Origin of the sequence: Paenibacillus sp. FSL L8-0663 (assembly GCF_038008125.1) — a bacterium.
Classification (GTDB): domain Bacteria; phylum Bacillota; class Bacilli; order Paenibacillales; family Paenibacillaceae; genus Paenibacillus; species Paenibacillus polymyxa_D.
Map to the genome: position 1 here is coordinate 3,046,431 of NZ_JBBOYM010000001.1, position 17,098 is coordinate 3,063,528.

General features: G+C 44.3%; 14 protein-coding genes. 3 read left to right on the forward strand and 11 right to left on the reverse strand.

What is annotated here, in order from left to right; translation table 11 throughout:
* Positions 1-197 precede the first annotated feature (197 nt).
* Genes rbsB through MKY75_RS13015 form a run of 6 tightly spaced genes read right to left on the reverse strand, consistent with a single transcriptional unit; the run spans position 198 to position 5,970 of the window.
* Positions 198-1,118 carry a ribose ABC transporter substrate-binding protein RbsB gene (rbsB, locus tag MKY75_RS12990; protein ID WP_165146578.1) on the reverse strand — a complete coding sequence of 307 codons (921 nt, stop codon included), beginning with the start codon at positions 1,116-1,118 and terminating at the stop codon, positions 198-200.
* A 34-nt stretch (positions 1,119-1,152) separates the two neighbouring features.
* Positions 1,153-2,121: an ABC transporter permease subunit gene (locus MKY75_RS12995; RefSeq protein WP_013310465.1), complete on the reverse strand. Its 969-nt coding sequence runs from the start codon at positions 2,119-2,121 to the stop codon at positions 1,153-1,155.
* 1 nt (position 2,122) lies between these two features.
* Positions 2,123-3,604 (reverse strand): sugar ABC transporter ATP-binding protein, encoded by a 1,482-nt coding sequence (locus MKY75_RS13000; protein ID WP_340885597.1) that lies wholly within the window; start codon positions 3,602-3,604, stop codon positions 2,123-2,125.
* 30 nt (positions 3,605-3,634) lie between these two features.
* Entirely contained in the window at positions 3,635-4,069 is a 435-nt protein-coding gene (gene rbsD / locus MKY75_RS13005; RefSeq protein WP_340885599.1) for a D-ribose pyranase, read from the reverse strand.
* A gap of 1 nt (position 4,070) precedes the next feature.
* Positions 4,071-4,949: a ribokinase gene (gene rbsK, locus MKY75_RS13010; RefSeq protein WP_340885601.1), complete on the reverse strand. Its 879-nt coding sequence runs from the start codon at positions 4,947-4,949 to the stop codon at positions 4,071-4,073.
* On the reverse strand, positions 4,942-5,970 hold the full coding sequence (locus MKY75_RS13015; protein WP_069011760.1) for a LacI family DNA-binding transcriptional regulator: 1,029 nt from the start codon (positions 5,968-5,970) through the stop codon (positions 4,942-4,944). The genes rbsK and MKY75_RS13015 overlap by 8 nt, the downstream gene beginning before the upstream one ends.
* Positions 5,971-6,182: 212 nt before the next feature.
* Here MKY75_RS13015 and MKY75_RS13020 point away from each other — a divergent pair, with 212 nt between their 5' ends.
* The gene (locus tag MKY75_RS13020; protein WP_340885603.1) at positions 6,183-6,911 is read left to right on the forward strand and encodes a DsbA family oxidoreductase; all 729 of its coding nucleotides are present in this window, start codon (positions 6,183-6,185) and stop codon (positions 6,909-6,911) included.
* 94 nt (positions 6,912-7,005) lie between these two features.
* Here the strand turns inward: MKY75_RS13020 and MKY75_RS13025 are convergent, their stop codons facing one another.
* The gene (locus MKY75_RS13025; RefSeq protein WP_029517480.1) at positions 7,006-7,794 is read right to left on the reverse strand and encodes an SDR family oxidoreductase; all 789 of its coding nucleotides are present in this window, start codon (positions 7,792-7,794) and stop codon (positions 7,006-7,008) included.
* Positions 7,795-7,997: 203 nt separating this feature from the next.
* On the reverse strand, positions 7,998-8,999 hold the full coding sequence (locus tag MKY75_RS13030; protein ID WP_340885605.1) for a copper amine oxidase N-terminal domain-containing protein: 1,002 nt from the start codon (positions 8,997-8,999) through the stop codon (positions 7,998-8,000).
* A 251-nt stretch (positions 9,000-9,250) separates the two neighbouring features.
* Here MKY75_RS13030 and MKY75_RS13035 point away from each other — a divergent pair, with 251 nt between their 5' ends.
* The gene (locus tag MKY75_RS13035; protein ID WP_340885608.1) at positions 9,251-10,168 is read left to right on the forward strand and encodes an AEC family transporter; all 918 of its coding nucleotides are present in this window, start codon (positions 9,251-9,253) and stop codon (positions 10,166-10,168) included.
* A 339-nt stretch (positions 10,169-10,507) separates the two neighbouring features.
* Here the strand turns inward: MKY75_RS13035 and MKY75_RS13040 are convergent, their stop codons facing one another.
* From MKY75_RS13040 to MKY75_RS13050, 3 genes are all read right to left on the reverse strand, one after another.
* Positions 10,508-13,579: a X2-like carbohydrate binding domain-containing protein gene (locus MKY75_RS13040; RefSeq protein ID WP_340885609.1), complete on the reverse strand. Its 3,072-nt coding sequence runs from the start codon at positions 13,577-13,579 to the stop codon at positions 10,508-10,510.
* Positions 13,580-14,027: 448 nt separating this feature from the next.
* Positions 14,028-15,200 carry a M20 metallopeptidase family protein gene (locus MKY75_RS13045; RefSeq protein WP_209947445.1) on the reverse strand — a complete coding sequence of 391 codons (1,173 nt, stop codon included), beginning with the start codon at positions 15,198-15,200 and terminating at the stop codon, positions 14,028-14,030.
* Between the two features lie 169 nt (positions 15,201-15,369).
* Positions 15,370-15,879 (reverse strand): GNAT family N-acetyltransferase, encoded by a 510-nt coding sequence (locus MKY75_RS13050; protein WP_029517475.1) that lies wholly within the window; start codon positions 15,877-15,879, stop codon positions 15,370-15,372.
* 116 nt (positions 15,880-15,995) lie between these two features.
* On the opposite strand from MKY75_RS13050, the gene xerS reads away from it, so the two are divergent.
* The gene (xerS, locus tag MKY75_RS13055; protein ID WP_340885612.1) at positions 15,996-17,096 is read left to right on the forward strand and encodes a tyrosine recombinase XerS; all 1,101 of its coding nucleotides are present in this window, start codon (positions 15,996-15,998) and stop codon (positions 17,094-17,096) included.
* Positions 17,097-17,098 lie beyond the last annotated feature (2 nt).

Consider the following 17,098-nt stretch of genomic DNA (forward strand, 5'->3'; position numbering starts at 1 on the left):
TACAATTCAAAATATGATAGTGATTCTCATTATCATATAATTGTTATTCTATCTTTTACCGTCTCTTCTTACAATACAAAAATAAAAAACTTCCATTTATGTGTATGTATCGTCATCGTAGAATAGCCAAAAAAAAGAACTGATGCGCATTACAGCATCAGTCCGAATAGCTTAATATGTTAGGTCAAGCGTCCTTTTTATTTCGATTGATCCACTAACTCCAGCTTAGCGGGAATGGATGTTTTCACGGTTTTACCTTGAAGTACATCCTTGGCTGCCTGCACCGCCAATTGACCAATAAGCTCGGGTTGCTGAGCTACGGTGGCTGTCAGTTTCCCTTCCTTAATTGATTTAAGCGCATCCTCGTTACCGTCAAAACCGATGACTGGAATGTTCTTACCTGAGCTTTGGATTGCTTCGATCGCACCCAACGCCATTTCATCATTGTGGGCAAATACTGCCTGAACGTCCGGGTTGCCTTGCAGCAGATTTTCCATCACGTTCAAACCTTTCGTCCGATCAAAATCGGCCGATTGTTTAGCTATGACTTTCAGATCCTTATCTGCTACTTCATGGAAGCCTTTCCCACGTTCACGGGTAGCGGATGCTCCTGGAACACCTTCCAGCTCGATCACCTTGGCACCTTTTCCAACTTGATCAATCACATATCGGGCAGCCATTCGTCCTCCCTCTACGTTGTCTGAAGCGACGAGTGCTTTTACATCGCCTTTGTCAGCAGAACGATCCAGTGTAATCACCGGGATGTTCAATGCATTCGCTGATTGTACCACAGTGGAAATGGCCGAAGAATCTGTCGGATTAATGAGTAACGCGTTTACTCCCTGTTGAATCAGATCATCCACGTCATTACTTTGTTTCGCCGAATCATTTTGTGCATCCACAACAATGACCTGCATTCCTTGTTTTTTGGCCTCTGTCACAACTCCGTCTTTGAGAGAAACGAAGAATGGATTATTCAGCGTTGAGATCGATAAGCCGATTTTAATGTCCTTCAGGTTTGCAGCCGTTTTAGGTTTCGCCCACTCGGGCGGTTCCAAGGAACACCCTGTCATGAGCAGGAGCAGCAAGGCAGTCATAATTAATGTAAGCTTTTTCATATTTATGTGTCTCCTTCTACGCAGATTAGGTGTATTATGCGGATTTTTTACGGTCAATCAATACAGCAATAGCGATGACGATCCCTTTTACCACCATTTGATAAAATGAGTTAACCCCCAGCAAGTTCAAGCCATTGTTTAGCGTACCGATGATAAGCACACCAATTAATGTACCTACGATTCGTCCGCGTCCTCCCGAGAGGCTTGTTCCACCTAATACGACAGCCGCAATGGCGTCCAATTCATAAGAAGTACCTGCTGTCGGTTGCGCCGAGTTCAAACGTGAAGTCAAGATAGCTCCCGCCAACGCGGAAAGCATTCCAGCCAGAGAATAAATCCAGATTTTTACACGCGGTACTTTAATACCAGATACAATTGAAGCCTTCTCGTTACCACCAATGGCATACGTTTTGCGTCCGAATGGTGTTTTATGCAAAATGATCCATAGAACAGCAAAGGTAATGAGCATCGTAATCGCTGGAACCGGAATACCGAACTGATAGCCACGTCCGAACAATTGAAATACCAGACTGTCTCCGAGTCCTGTAATAGGGTTACCGTTGGTATAAACGAGTGTCAATCCTCTGAAAATAGTCATGGTTGCTAGTGTAGCAATAAACGGTGCCATTTTACCTTTCGTAATCATCAAGCCGTTGACCATCCCCATCACGCCACCCAATGCACAACCGATGATAATCGCCAAAATAGGATCGAACCCGGCCAGCATCATATTTGCGACAAACGCACTGGATAGTGCTAATATGGAGCCGACTGACAAATCAATTCCGCCTGTGAGAATAACGAAGGTCATACCGAACGCAATCAACGCATTAATGGATACCTGGCGCAATAAGTTCAAAATATTAAGCGGTTCCAAAAAGCTGGGATTTAAGACCGATACAATGATTACCAAAATAATGAGCCCCAACAATGGGCCAAGCTTCTGTGTGATTTGTGACATTTGAAAGCCTTTGCTGCTTTTTGATTCATTCATAGTTGTCATATTACTGTCCTCCTGTAGCTAGCGTCATAATATTTTCTTGTGTGGCTTCTTCCCTGCTCAGCTCTCCGCTGATCTTTCCCTCGTGCACCACGACAATACGATCGCTCATGCCGAGTACCTCAGGGAGTTCCGAGGATACCATGATAATCGCGACTCCACGTTCGGTCAACTCGTTCATCAACTGGTAGATTTCCCGCTTGGCTCCCACATCCACACCTCTCGTCGGTTCGTCAAGGATAAGTACATTCGGACCAATACCTACCCATTTGGCAATAACCACTTTTTGCTGGTTACCACCTGACAAACTGCGAACCGTTGTTTCGCCCGATTGGGTTTTGATTTGTAAGCGCTTAATTAAAGTGTTAACAAAATCTAACTCTTTTTTACCTGAAATAAATCCTTTTGAAGTAAAACTGAACAGATTCGGCAGTACCATATTTTCCCGGATAGAAAAATCCAGCACCAAACCCTCATCTTTTCGGTCTTCTGTAATGAAGCCAATCCCTAGTTTCACTGCATCATCCGGTTTACGAATAGACACCTTTTTTCCACGCACATGAATCTCACCACGATCCAAAGCATCCAGTCCAAATAACGCACGCATGATCTCGGTCCGTCCCGAGCCCATCAAGCCTGAAAAACCTACAATTTCCCCAGATCGTACAGTGAAATTCACATTTTCAAACAACCCTTTATGCGAAGCATTTTTGACCTCCAGCACCACTTCTCCCAAAGCAGGCGTTCTTACCGGGTAGCGTTCAGTCAGCTCTCTACCTACCATTTTCCGTACAACCTCATCAAAATTCGTATCGGGAATCGCCTGAGTATCCACCGTTTTCCCATCACGCATGATGGTAATCCGATCACAGATCGCGAATATTTCCTCCATCCGATGTGAAATATACACAATCGAAACACCAACTTTTTTCAAGGAAGTAATAACCTCGAATAGCTTCTGAATTTCCCGTTCGGTTAAGGCGGCTGTCGGCTCATCCATCACGATAACTTTAGCATCTGTCATGAGTGCTTTGGCAATTTCAATCATCTGCTGTTGACCCACTGAACACTCGCCTGCTTCACCGTTCAATGGAAGGTTTACCGAAAGCTTGCTGAATTGTTCATTTGCTAGCGCTTTCATTTTGGAGCTATCTAGTAAGCCCCACTTGGATGTCATTTCCTTGCCGATAAACAGATTTTCCAGCACAGTCATCTCCGGCCACACATTCAGTTCCTGATGAATAAAAGCAATTCCTTTTTGCTCCGCTTCTTTGGGGTCAGCAAAATAGGTTTCCTGGCCGTCAATGATGATCGTTCCCTCATCTCGCCGATGCAGTCCGATTAGAATATTCATCAGCGTTGATTTGCCTGCACCATTTTCACCCATGAGGGCATGTACTTCTCCTTCACGAAGATCAAAGTGAACACCACTCAGTACCTGATTGGTTCCAAAGGCTTTGTGAATTCCTTTCATTTGAATCTGCATGCTGTACCCTCCTTTTTATTCAATATTGATTTATCCAAAATGGACTCCTGCCTGCAAAATACAATTGGCATACGGCTTAGCTTCTCCTGTACGAATGATCGCCTTTGCATAACGGGTCAACTCTTTGAATTGTTCATGAGAGCAAAACTCAATGACGGCAACTTGCTTACTAATCTGTGGCTGTTCTAATTGCTCCCCTACAAAGTTGTGCATAATATACTGTAATGCTTGTTCATTTTCTTGTTTGATTTCTTCGGCCAGCGTTACTTTTTCGATCACCATATCTGCTGCAATGACATCAACGACGTCCTGAAAGGATGGAACACCCAGTTTAAGGGCCAAATCAATTTTGGTAACGCCTTCAGGAACAGGTAAGCCAGCATCAGCCACGACAATATAGTCAGTGTGGCCGAGATCCGACAGTATTTTGGATATATGACTGTTTAGGATTCCATGTTTCTTCATATTATATTTGCTCCTCCACTTCACGACGGGTTGGCATTCCACCTTGGGCTCCAAATTTGGTAACGGATAATGACGCAGCACGATTAGCAAATTTCACACTGTTTGCCAGCGAATTTCCTTCAGCTAAAGCCACTGCAAAAGCAGCGTTAAACGTATCTCCTGCACCTGTCGTATCAATAGCTTCTACTTTATAAGTAGGAACCACGACTTCCTGTTCTCCGTCGAAGAACCGTACACCGTTGCTGCCCTCAGTCACAAACAGCTTGTTGGGATATTTGCGCAGCGCTTCTTGAAGACTTAAATCCTTAAACATAATGGCAGCTTCATGCTCATTAGGCGTAATGTAGGTCGCATTCGCAATTACGCTTTCCTCCACTTCACGAGCCGGGGCTGGATTCAGCAACAAGGGTATCTGGTATTTCGCACAAATCTCGCTTACGTAAACAACCGTTTCTGTTGGTATTTCCTGTTGAATTAGCACAATATCCGAACTTCGGATGACGTCAAGCGCTTCTTCCACATAGGCGGGTGTCACTTCATTATTCGCTGCTTTTACCACGACAATACTGTTATCGCCTTCAGCTAGTATAATATGCGCTGTACCGCTTTCCATATGTGTAACCGGTTTCACATAATCGGTATGAACATGATTTTCTTCAAAATTACGTAAAATCTGCTTCCCAAAATGATCATCCCCTACACGTCCAATCATCGTAACGTCGGCTCCGAGTCGTGCTGCGGCTACTGCCTGATTGGCTCCTTTACCTCCAGGTACGGTTGTGAAGCTTTCACCCAATACCGTTTCACCAGCACCGGGACGTTTAGACGAAGTAACTACGAGATCCATAGAACTGCTTCCGATAATCGAAATTTTAGCCATCATTATCCACCCTTCTCGTTGTATCCCGTTCTATAAATTTGACGGGCAATTGTATGCTTGAATAGGTAAGTACTTTCGAATGAAGATTAGGTACACTTGACTTCGTTACTTGCGAATGCTCAATCAACTGAATGAGTAGTCCTGCTGCTTCCCAGCCCATTTCATAAGCAGGCTGTCGAATCGTTGACAAAGGCGGGAATAACAAACTACTTAGTGGTATATCATCAAACCCGATAATTTGAACATCATCCGGGATTTTCTTTCCTAATCTATGTGCCTCATGCATCACCGCTGTAGCCACGATATCATTACTTGCGATAACTCCGTCCGTATCGGGATACTTGCTAAACAGCTCTTTGGCCCACGACTCGGCCTCCTTGAACGAAAAGGACGTTGTCTCGACCACATGGTAAGCAATTCCGGATTGCTGAAGCTCTTCAACCGCCCCGCGAAAACGATCTTGTGCTGGACGAATATGTGCAGGGCCCTGCATGACTGTAATTTGCTTGCTGCCGCGTGCAACCATTTCTTGAGCAGCCAAGCAACCGCCATGGGCTCCATCTGCATATACGGAGAGGCTGTCACTGGAAGTTCGATCGAGAAAAACGACCGGGATCTTCAGTTTGGCGTAACAATCGGCATCGGGATCATTGGTAGAAGAAATAACACCAACGACATTATTTTGAACAAAAGTATCCATGTAATCCAATTCTTTTTGGCGATCTTCATCACTATTACCGAAAATAATCCGAAAGTCATTTTCCTGCATTCGATCCTCCACCCCACGAGCTAACAAGGGAAAGTAAGGGTTCGTAATATCCGGCAGCAAAAGACCGATTAATCTAGATTTCTTTTTATACAAAGAACGTGCAACTTCATTAGGCTTGTAATTTAACTGCTTCACAGCAGCCTCAACCTTTCGCCGTGTATCCTCGTGTACGTACCCAGTTTCATTAATAACTCTGGATACGGTTGCTACGGAAACCCCTGCAAAGCTGGCGACTTCTTTAATTGTTGTCATAGTGTAGGTTCAACTCCAATGTGTAACCGGTTACACATATAAAATATCACAGCATTAATTTTTTGACAAGCATTAATTATTTGCACGTTAAATCCTTTAGCTTTATAATTCTTATTGTAACTAGTGAAGTTCCACCTTTATACACATTCTAAAGTGAGGAGCAATGCTCCCGGTTACACAATAAAATACGTATACATGGAGGCTTATCCCTGATGAATATTGAAGTTTGGTCTGATTATATGTGTCCGTTCTGTTATATTGGTAAACGCCGTTTGGAGCAAGTGTTACAGAAATTTCCACATCACGATGAGGTGCAATTGACATTTAAGAGTTTCGAATTGAACCCGGGTGCTGTGAGAGATAGTGGTAAAACGATCAATGAAGAATTAGCCGCTAAATATGGGGTCAGTCTGCAAGAGGCTCAGGCTATGAATGATCGAATGAACGAAAATGCACGCTCTGCGGGTCTTGAGTATAATATTCATGCCATGGTGCCGACGAACTCTCTTGATGCTCACCGCTTAACACTTTGGGCTCAAACACAAGGCAAAATGCTGGAGCTGAGCGAGCGCTTATTCCATGCTGTTTTCATCGAAGGCAAGCATACAGGGGATCATGAAGTGCTGGCAGCGCTGGCTACTGAAGTTGGTCTAGATCAAAAGGAAGCGGCTGCTATATTAGCCAGTGACCGTTTTACCGACGAAGTTAGAGCTGATGAAGCCGAAGGCGCTGAGTTGGGTGTTCAGGGTGTACCATTCTTTGTATTTGATCGAAAATTTGCCGTTTCTGGTGCCCAGCCGGAGGAAGTGTTTCATGATGCGCTTCAAAAAGCATGGGATGAACGCTCACCTTTCACCATGATAAGCGGCAACTCGCCCAAACAGGATGCAGGTGGTGTATGTACCGATGAGGGTTGTGAGCTTCCAGGCCGCGAGAGCTGAACAGTCCTTGAATTAACATTTCCAACTCCCTAAATAAATTTTAAAAAAGCGTGCCAGCACCCCATTAAACCTGAGGCCGGCACGCTTCTTTATTTTATAACGATTTAATCATTCCGCCATCCACAAGGATGGTGCTCCCTGTCAAATAGGATGAAGCTGAAGACGCCAGAAAAGCAACAACTTTACCGAACTCTTCAGGCTCTCCATACCGCCCCAATGGAATGCCCTCTTCTGCTTGTTTTCGAACCTGATCCGTCGTTTGCTGGGTTTTCTCAGCTCGATGCTCGTCCAAGCTACGCACGCGATCGGTTGCAATTCTCCCCGGTGCTACAGTATGTACCAGAATATTATGAGGAGCTAATTCCAGAGACAATGTTTTTGCCAATCCAGCGACTCCAGTACGTAGTGTATTTGAAATGATTAGCCCCGGAATTGGCTGCTTAACTGAGGAAGAAGCAATATTTAAAATCCTACCGCTTTGTTGTTTTTTCATATAGGGTAACACCTCACGGATCAACCGGATATGACTAAGTAAATTTTGTTCAAAGGCCTGCATCCACACTTCATCAGTAAAATCATCAAAGGTACCAGCAGGAGGCCCACCCGCATTGTTAACCAAAATATCAACAGTGCCAAACAAATCAGCTGTACGGCGGATGGCCTGGGAGATATCTTCTGGTTTTGTTACATCGCAAACTACATATTCAACGCGGCCACTCGCTGTTTCCAGTAATTCCGCCTGCGTCCGCTGAAGCTCTGCTTCGTTCCGTCCTGAAATGATGACATTCGCACCCTCGCGTGCCAGCTCCCGTGCGCTTGCCTTGCCGAGTCCTTTACTGGAACCTGCAACAAAGGCTGCTTTTCCCGTTAATCCTAAATCCATCTATAACACTCCCTTTTGTCAGTGTTCTCTATTTAATTGTACACATGACCAGCACATAATGCGAATAGCTTGGTAGTATCATGAAGGCTATCTATCCTCTCACCATTAAAAAGAATACGGAATCATTCATTGCAAGGTAAAACAAAAAGGCCTGACATTTAGTCAGGGGCCCTTTTTGTTTACAAAATATTTGTTACAGCACGTTATGATGTTGATGCAGGTGTTGTTGGCTGCTCGTATACAACAACGGACTGGCTCTCAGGCTCCCATTTAACATTTGTCCCCAAGACCTCTCCGATTACCCTTACAGGTACCATTGTCGTCCCATCCACTATGGATGCTGGCTGCTCGATAGAATACGGCTGACCGTTAATATATGCTTTCGGACTGTTAACAAATAATTTGACGGACACGCCGTTACGGGTGACAGTAACAGCCTTTTCTTTCGGATCCCAGGAAACCTTTGCATCCAAAGCTTCGGAAGCTGTTCTAAACGGAACAAGTGTGGTCCCATTGCGGTTAATCGGTTTGGCGTCGTATTCTTCACCATTCACGAACAGCTTCATACCCGACGGCCGTCCGGCCTTCTTCGAGAATTCACCCAGCTTTTTGTAGCTGTCCAGATCGGACACATTAGCCAGTACCGCCTCCTCTTGCATGTAAACGGCATCTGTCACATTTCCGTTTTCAGCCAGTAGCTCAGCTGCCTCAGTCAGTGCTTTACCAGAATTCCGGATCAATTCAAGTTCAGCAACCTGCTCCGAAGTCAAACGGTCCGGGTATTTCGTAAGCAGCAGATTCGCAATAACCGCTCCTGCCGGCTTATCCTTCGTATTTTCTACCGCGTGAAGCAGACCCTTGTAACCGTTGCGTCCCTTGTGACCATTATGGTCTTTGGACCCCCCGTATGTATCATCCGTTACTGCAACAGGTTCAGTTTTTCTGATTTCTGCGTGTTTGTCTTTTTTACTGTTTTCATCCTTTTTACCGGATGCTTTGTCCTTTTGTTTTTTGGACTGATCATTGTCTGAGTCATGGGGATTGATTAGCTCTTCCCCGCTCTTTTCATTCCCGTCTTTAACAGACGTCTTTGCTTCCTGTTTGTTCCCCTGATCATTTCCGCGTCCCTGCTTGGCTTCAGCGGTTCCCGCTGCCAATCCCAAGACCAGTATACACGCTAGTAAAGCTGTCCAAGTGTTTTTCATGATGCGATTCCTCCTTATAGTAAACACCGGGCTCAATCGTCCCTAGATGTATTAACGGTTTCTCTAAGCTGATTTTTTATCTTTTTTTATTTAATGTGTGAGACACCACTATAGCTGCAGTCCAGATTACCAAAACCACTATAAAATTTTATTATACGCCTAACCTATTTACACAGTATAATGAGAAAATGCCCATGCATTTATAAGAAACAGCCTTTACATTCGCATAATAGAAAGAAGATGAAACAGACATGTTCGGCACCATTCTTTTGGACGTTGTTTTACCTATTTTTGTACTTATCGGTTTTGGTTGTATCATGCAATATTATTTTCGACTGGATTTGTATACCTTAGCTAAAATCAATTTTTATTATATCACCCCCGCAGTTGTGTTTACGGGTCTATATCACTCGGAAATTTCTTTAATGCTCATGGGTGAGATTTCACTTTTTTATGCCTTGTACATAGCTATTCTGTACGTAATCAGTACTACCGTCGCCAGATCGCTGAAATACAGCCCTGGAATGCGTGGAGCTTTTACAAACAGTGTAATGCTAGATAATTCAGGAAATTATGGTCTACCAATCAATCAGTTGGTGTTCAAAGGTGATCCGCTAGCCATTTCCGTTCAGGCTCTGATTATGACCTTTCAAAGCTTTGTTACATTTACATACGGTACTTTTGTTGTACAGAACGGTAAGGCTAACACTCGAAAAATTTTAATTAATTTTTTGAAAATGCCTGTACCTTATGCACTTGCACTAGGTTTGCTCCTAAATCTGTTGCATAGTCCGTTGCCTAATTTACTGGCTGAACCTTTGAATTATATTAGTCAGTCGATGGTTGCCGTGGCTCTGCTTACTTTGGGAGCACAAATTGTGCAATATCCCTTTCGCTTGCGCCGTACAGCCGTGTACATCAGTATGGTACTACGCCTGATTGCTGGTCCAATAGTCGGTTTTATGCTTGTCTTGCTGCTGGGTCTTAAGGGGATTCCCGCTCAAGCCTTGCTCATTGCATCGGGTATGCCTACCGGAGTTAATACAAGTATTTTGGCGGAAGAATATAAAAATGAACCCGATTTTGCCGCACAAACAGTATTACTTTCAACGATTATGAATGTCATTACGATGACACTGTTAATTTCAGTATCCCGGCATCTTGTTTGAGGTGTATGATAATATAAAAAATGGATTAGAGACGCTTTTTGTCTAAGGACAGGAGCGTTTCTTTTTCGAGATAAAAGAACATACGTTCCTGTCGGTGCTTCTTTTTTCTACTTAAGGTGGTGTGTTTGTTTTGTGGAGATCGTATGCGAGCAAGAGTTTTTTCTATTATGAATTTTTCATATAGTGAAATAATTATACTATATAATTTGATCTCTATTAGTTGCTGTTTTCAACTTGTCGTTGCTTTTTCCTAAAAAAAGAATGCGGACAATAAGATCGTCAAAAATAAAGCCAGCTCACTCATTAGAGTGGCTGACTTAGGATTATCCTTATTAAGGTTTAGGGCTCAATTCCCCATTGCTTGCTTCCAGACAGATAAGCGGTTATTTTAGCAGAATCTTGTAAACTGTTTGCTGTAGGATTAAATGAATAATCATCGGTCTGTGTGTAACTGCTCCAGTCCTCTTTGGATATCCGGGTTTGCAAATCCACACTTTGACCAGGCTCTAAAGAACCCGCAGCCGATTTAAACCCAATTTCTGCATAAGAGTCTGCCCCTGGCTTCGCATTGGATAATGTTTTGAAGCTAGCAATCACATTCCCTGTACCGACGCTCGACCAATCCGTGAAGAAATTTTGTGTTTTCTCCCCGTTAATGGTGTAATAATAACGCAATGTCACATCTGCTAGGGAAATGGATGAGGTTCCCGTATTGGTTATTTTAAATTTGGAACTGATTGTATTACTTGTGGTGGATACATTCCCATTGAAGGTTTGCACCTTCAGAACGCCCTCGCCTGTTCCCGGCTCACTTGGCGTATCCCCTTTCACCGTAATCGTAAACAACACATCATTGCCTGTACTAAAATGGAAGTTTAGTGCTGTCTCTCCTTTAGGAAGTTTAGATAAATACTTGTTGGTAAGAACGACTGTTTCCTCACTAAGCGTATAATCTTCACCTTTGTTCAACACCACACTCCCCTGCTTGATCGCTTCCAGCGTATTGCCGTTAAGTGTTAGCTTGACAGTAATATCTGTATTGTTGTTATTCACTCCATAGGTTGCAGTCGTTGGTGTAATACTTGCTTGCCCGGTAGATGGCTGATCACCACCCACACGATCTGCCACCAGAATGCCGCGGCCATTCGTTCCCAGATAAGCACGTCCATAAACCCGCGGGTCCCCAATAATTTTGGTCACTCGAGCATATTGATGTTTGTCATCATTAATGCGCGCCCAGTTTGCACCAGCATCGTCCGATCGGTAAAATCCACGTGTACCATCTATTTTACCAACGATAAATACCGCTGCATACGTGCGGTTCGGCGCTGCCTTACCAAAGCCTACAAAATCCGCTTCCTGCACATTAGAGAGCTTGGTGAACGTAGCGCCGGAATCGTTGGAATGCCATAAACCATATGGCCCCCCATCCTCGGAGCCTCCGGCGAACCACACATCTCCTTCTGCTCCTCGTACAGCATCAATATCAGCATTGCCTGCTGTCGGTAAGCCAGTTACCGCTGAAGGCGTAAAGGATACGCCACCATTGGTGCTCACATATATTTTCCCGGAGGCAAATGCGTAATATTTATTAGGGTTCACTCGGTCAGAGACGATCTTTGCATTCGCTGGAATCCCTGTGCTTGCTGTCCATGAGTTGCCACCAGTTTTGGAGTGAAACACACCTTTGTCTGATGTACTCCACAGCAAGCCATTACCATCAGCCGCTACGGCGATACTGCCTCCTCCTGCTGTACCTGAAGGCTCGCTATTTGCTTTATACCAGTTGGCTCCGCCATCATTGGAAAAACCGATGGATTTGGCATTTGGATCTTTTTTGTAATCTGCTTTACCTACCCGGGCCATAAAGGAAGGGTTCAGTTCGGCATAATCAATGCTTTCGCTGCTTGTAAAGGTCGGATTATCCAGCATTTTAGCTGGAGCCTTGAATAAATCGTCATGTCTGAATCCAGAGACATCACCTACTGCGCTCACCAAAGGCGCACCGGTTGGAGGGCTCACCAGGTCCAAAATCGCCGTTTCCTCTACCCCTTTAGCGGCTACTGAAATATCCAGCTTTCCGCCTTTATCCCAATTGGTTAGATTTTTAGAGCCATAAATCGTAGCTCCGGTGCCGTACAACATATGGTCTGAATTAAATGGATCTATCTCCAGATCACCGATCATCCACCCCAGCTTGGGCGATACTTCCGGTGGAGCCGGGTTGGCATTGAAAGTCAGCCAAGGCGCACCGCTTATATCCAGATTATATTTCAGCTTGCGAGACGGATAACCATCAAATTCCCAAATAGGACTCCAGGTTGCCCCACTGTCCGTGCTGCGGTAAATCGTTTCATCCGGCCACCAGGCATTCAACGTAGCAACCATAAGTGTACCTGGCTTCTGGGCATCCACCGTCAGTCCACCATATCCAAAATGATTGTCCGCGCTACTGCTACCTATGGGGCTAATGTTAGTCCACTGCCCGCTGGCTGTATTTAATTTCCACAGTTCACCCTTTGATCCATCATATGGACCTGCTCCATCGCTATAAGAAATATACAGATTGCCGTCCGGTGATAACACACCGTGATGTGGCAAATAGCCCGTAGGCTGTCCCGCTATAGCAGACCAGGTTGTCCCGCCATCTGTACTGCGATAGACACTTTGCTTTTTATCTGCTACACCTACATAGATCGTCTGCGTTGCTTTACTCGAAGAGCCTGTTTTTTTGTCAAAGGTGATCCAGGCTAAACCGACAATGTCGCTGGTATATTCATTGGAAGGGTCCTGTACATACGTCCCTGGATTTGGGAAACTGCTCACCTTGCTCCAAGTTGCTCCAAAATCAGAGCTTTTCCATAGTCCATTACCACTTCGAGCTCCAAAGAACAAAATATTATTCCTATTTGGATCAATCGTCAGACGTTCCCCCATCGAGCGCCCCGGCATATTGCCCCCCACCTTAAAAGGAAGCTTGGTCGTCTGCCACGTATTGCCCCTGTCGGTGGAACGCATAATTTGCCCGTTTTGTTTATCCCATGAATTAGTATACGTACCTGTAGCTATATATACACGGTTTGGATCAACAGGATCAGTCGCTAGTGCATCGACACCATTTTTGTTCCAATCCTCCCAGCCCACAGAATCCGTCAGCGGAATCCAGCTCTCATTGGCAGCATTCCACCGGTAAGCCCCTCCAATATCTGTACGTGCATAGATCAGGTCTTTTTCCGTTTCATTAAAAATAATGCCAGGTACAAAACCACCACCTCCACCCGTAACGACACTTTTCCAACTGTAATCGTCACTTGAAGCAGCATGAGTCGGCGCTATCATTCCTGTCCAGGAAGCACCCGCTACCACAAGCGCCAAACAAGCAATCTTCAACCTGTTTTTTGCCTTAGTCAATGAATTCAACCTCCTTCTTCATAATCATTTGAATATACGAATTCGTTCCTATCGTTATCGTTGCTTCTCACAATTCTGACAAATGTTCTCTTAGACTCACCCCCATTCATCCCAATAAATATAGTGCAACACCCAATTTGTTATCGCTTACACTGTTGTCATGCTCAATAGATTCGTCATCTTTTTTTCATTTCCTTGTACGAAAAATCAAGATCATGCGATATTATCTCCTGCTCCGCAGCTTATAGTATGAGGTTTAGACTTCCTTCAGAGTTAACACCTTTTATTTATTTCTATTATGAATTTTTCACATAGTGAATTAATTACTTTATTTTCATTCTTTATGGGTGTCAAAATACTTGGATTTACAACAAAAAAACCGCGCTATGCGCGGTTCCAGCTTCCGTTACTTCCGTTAATACTGGCTTTAGTCATAAACAAATGCATATTATTGCAAGTATTCAAGCGCCAGAGCTAAAAAAATATGCCCTGAGACGAGCAATGCCCGCTCATCAAAATCAAAGTGAGGATGGTGATGAGCAAAATGCGTTCGTTCATCCTCATTACGGGCACCTACATGAATGAAGGCTCCCGGTCGTTGCTCCAAATAATAGGCAAAATCCTCTGCTCCCATGACCGGCTTCAAATCCAAAAAAGCGTCTGCTCCATACAGTCTGCCGATGAGCTCGCGTACACGCTCCGTTTCGGCTTCGGCATTCACCAAAGAAGGATAGCCATTCAAATAGTCCATTTCGTATCCGGCATGATAAGCCTCAGTCAACCCCTTGACGATACTGCGAATTTCATTCTCGACTTCCTTACGCACTTCCTTATTAAACGTACGTACAGTCCCTTCAATTTTGGCCTTATCTGCAATCACATTAAAGGCAGTTCCAGCTTGAAATACCCCAATTGTTAACACTGCTGATTCAATAGGGTCCACCCTGCGACTAACCACCTGCTGCAACCCGTTCACAATTTGACTGCCGATAACAATAGAGTCTACCGTCTGGTGCGGTCGTGCGCCATGCCCGCCTTTACCGTTGATCTGGATCGTAAACGCATCGACAGCCGCCATCGCAGGCCCACTCTTTAATCCAATTTTACCAAAAGGAATTTCAGATGCGAGGTGAATACCATACACCGCCTCTACCCCATCCAGACAGCCATCCTCAATCATAAACTTGGCTCCGCCAGGCGGTTTTTCTTCTGCATGTTGAAAAATAAACACAAGCTTTCCCTTCAGCGCCTCACGGTTATGGCTCAACACGCGTGCCACTCCAAGTAATGCAGCCGTGTGACCATCATGCCCGCAGGCATGCATAACACCCGGAACGGTCGATTTATAAGGCACTTCCTTTTCATCCTGAATAGGAAGTGCATCAAAATCAGCACGAAATGCAATCGTTCTACCTGGCTGACCGCCTTCTAAAAACCCGAGCACACCGTTTCCACCCACATTCGTTCTTACCTCAATACCAAAAGAGCGCAATTGATCGGCGATAAAAGCAGATGTATTCGTTTCTTCAAAAGAAAGCTCGGGATGCTGATGTAGATGTCTTCTCCACGCAATCAGCTCTTGTTCACCATCTTTTAATTCCTGAACCCATTTTTCTAGCATAATACCCTCTTTTCCTATTGAATTTATATACTTCTATCCTTATCTTACCATGAACAGCCTGTAGAATGTAGCTCTCTTATCATAGAAGACTTGAATTTACAACAAAAAAGAGCCGATAGGATACTCTCCCCAACTCTTTTTCATTACTAACTTATCTATTTAGAATTTTTCAGGTATTGAAAAACTGACTAATGTTTCCTCTTACGGGATGTGTCTGTTCCCTGTACTCACCTTTCGTATAGCTTCCAATCACCTTACGCCAAAAGGATTGTGCCGGCCTATTCGTACTCATCTGGGTCACCTTCCAGCGTCCGTTAAAACGTCCAAACAGCTCATGAGCCGCCCAAGTCCCAACCCCATTATGCCGATAAGGACGAAGTACAAAGAACTCAGCCATGTAGTAGTCAGCTTCTCGATTGCTGGACATTCGGTCAACGAGTGCAAAGCCCACAGGAACATCCTGTCTCCAAATCAGAAAAGGCAACTTCTGTTCGCCGCTCGTCCAATATTGATACAAGTCTGGATAAGCCGGGAATGTCCCCTTCTCAGTGACATCAATTCGCAGATAGGCTGTAAAATCGTATAAATAAAATTGCATGAGCTGTACAATAATGTCCTTTTGCGACTCCGGTACACTCTTAATAGACAGCTTCAGTTCCGATTTGATATTATACCCCATACTTTCACCTCTCTTGGCGGTTCAATCCGTTCTTTAACTTCGAATTACATCCCATCCAGTGCTGTTCAAAATATGCTAAAATACATATATATTATGACCGGACGAGGTGGAACCCAATGAATATACAAAAGATCATCGACCGGCGCAAACTAGATGAAAAAATGCCGGGATTACCATGGTACGTGCAGCAATTTATGGATTATAAGCTGCCCGACCTGTCCCCTTCCACACTACTAGAATATGTGCGGGATTACGAAGCTTTCTTTTCATGGCTTCGCTCGGAAGGCTTGTCTGCCGGAGAAACGAATGCCCAAGTTACACTTGAAGAGTTGGAGACACTTCACATGGACAGTATTACAGGCTTTCGATTATTTCTGTCTACTAAGCGCGAAGGCTCCAACTCCCGTATAACCATTTCACGTAAGCTGTCGTCTCTGCGTTCGCTTTTTCATTATTTAAGTCAGATCGCTGAAGATGAAAATTTTTATCCATTGCTCAAACGCAACATTATGGCCAAGGTCGAAATCAAGCGTATACATAAACCCAAGGATACGGCGGCCAAGCTTAAAGGTAAAATACTGGAAGAGGAAGAATTGCTTGAATTCATCGGTTATATTTATGAAGGCTATGGTCAGGATTTGGCCGATAATAAGCAGGCGCTATACTCCTATGAACTAAATAAGGAACGGGATGCCTGCATCGCCAGCCTCATTTTGAACTCAGGCCTGCGCGTATCTGAAATCGTCAATCTGAATCTGGATGATTTAGACATAAACAATAAATTATTATATGTGTATCGCAAAGGCAATAACGACGAAACCTTTAAAACGCCGGTGTATTTCCGCGAGCAATCCAAAGATGATCTCGTACTTTATTTGTCCCTGAGACATACCCGTTACCGCGCTCCAAAAAAAGAAAAGGCTCTCTTTGTCACACGTCCTAACGGGAGTACAGAAGGCAAACGGATGACCAAAAGAGCGATTCAGGCAATGATCATCAAGTACGCCAAGCGTTTCGGTAAGCCTTACCTTACCGTGCATAAGCTTCGTCATTCCTTTGCTACTGATTATTATTTACAAAATGATATTTACAAAACAAAGGAACAACTGGGGCACGCTTCGACAGAAACAACAGAAGTGTATGCCCACCTGACTGACAAAACCATGTCCCAGGCGATCGAACGGCGGGTAGAGACTCTAAGCGACTCAGCCGATTGATG

Bases quoted from the DNA above. Each gene is read 5' to 3' on its own strand.
- rbsB (WP_165146578.1), bottom strand. From the start codon at position 1,118: ATGAAAAAGCTTACATTAATTATGACTGCCTTGCTGCTCCTGCTCATG.
- MKY75_RS12995 (WP_013310465.1), bottom strand. From the start codon at position 2,121: ATGACAACTATGAATGAATCAAAAAGCAGCAAAGGCTTTCAAATGTCA.
- MKY75_RS13000 (WP_340885597.1), bottom strand. From the start codon at position 3,604: ATGCAGATTCAAATGAAAGGAATTCACAAAGCCTTTGGAACCAATCAG.
- rbsD (WP_340885599.1), bottom strand. From the start codon at position 4,069: ATGAAGAAACATGGAATCCTAAACAGTCATATATCCAAAATACTGTCG.
- rbsK (WP_340885601.1), bottom strand. From the start codon at position 4,949: ATGGCTAAAATTTCGATTATCGGAAGCAGTTCTATGGATCTCGTAGTT.
- MKY75_RS13015 (WP_069011760.1), bottom strand. From the start codon at position 5,970: ATGACAACAATTAAAGAAGTCGCCAGCTTTGCAGGGGTTTCCGTAGCA.
- MKY75_RS13020 (WP_340885603.1), top strand. From the start codon at position 6,183: ATGAATATTGAAGTTTGGTCTGATTATATGTGTCCGTTCTGTTATATT.
- MKY75_RS13025 (WP_029517480.1), bottom strand. From the start codon at position 7,794: ATGGATTTAGGATTAACGGGAAAAGCAGCCTTTGTTGCAGGTTCCAGT.
- MKY75_RS13030 (WP_340885605.1), bottom strand. From the start codon at position 8,999: ATGAAAAACACTTGGACAGCTTTACTAGCGTGTATACTGGTCTTGGGA.
- MKY75_RS13035 (WP_340885608.1), top strand. From the start codon at position 9,251: ATGTTCGGCACCATTCTTTTGGACGTTGTTTTACCTATTTTTGTACTT.
- MKY75_RS13045 (WP_209947445.1), bottom strand. From the start codon at position 15,200: ATGCTAGAAAAATGGGTTCAGGAATTAAAAGATGGTGAACAAGAGCTG.
- MKY75_RS13050 (WP_029517475.1), bottom strand. From the start codon at position 15,879: ATGGGGTATAATATCAAATCGGAACTGAAGCTGTCTATTAAGAGTGTA.
- xerS (WP_340885612.1), top strand. From the start codon at position 15,996: ATGAATATACAAAAGATCATCGACCGGCGCAAACTAGATGAAAAAATG.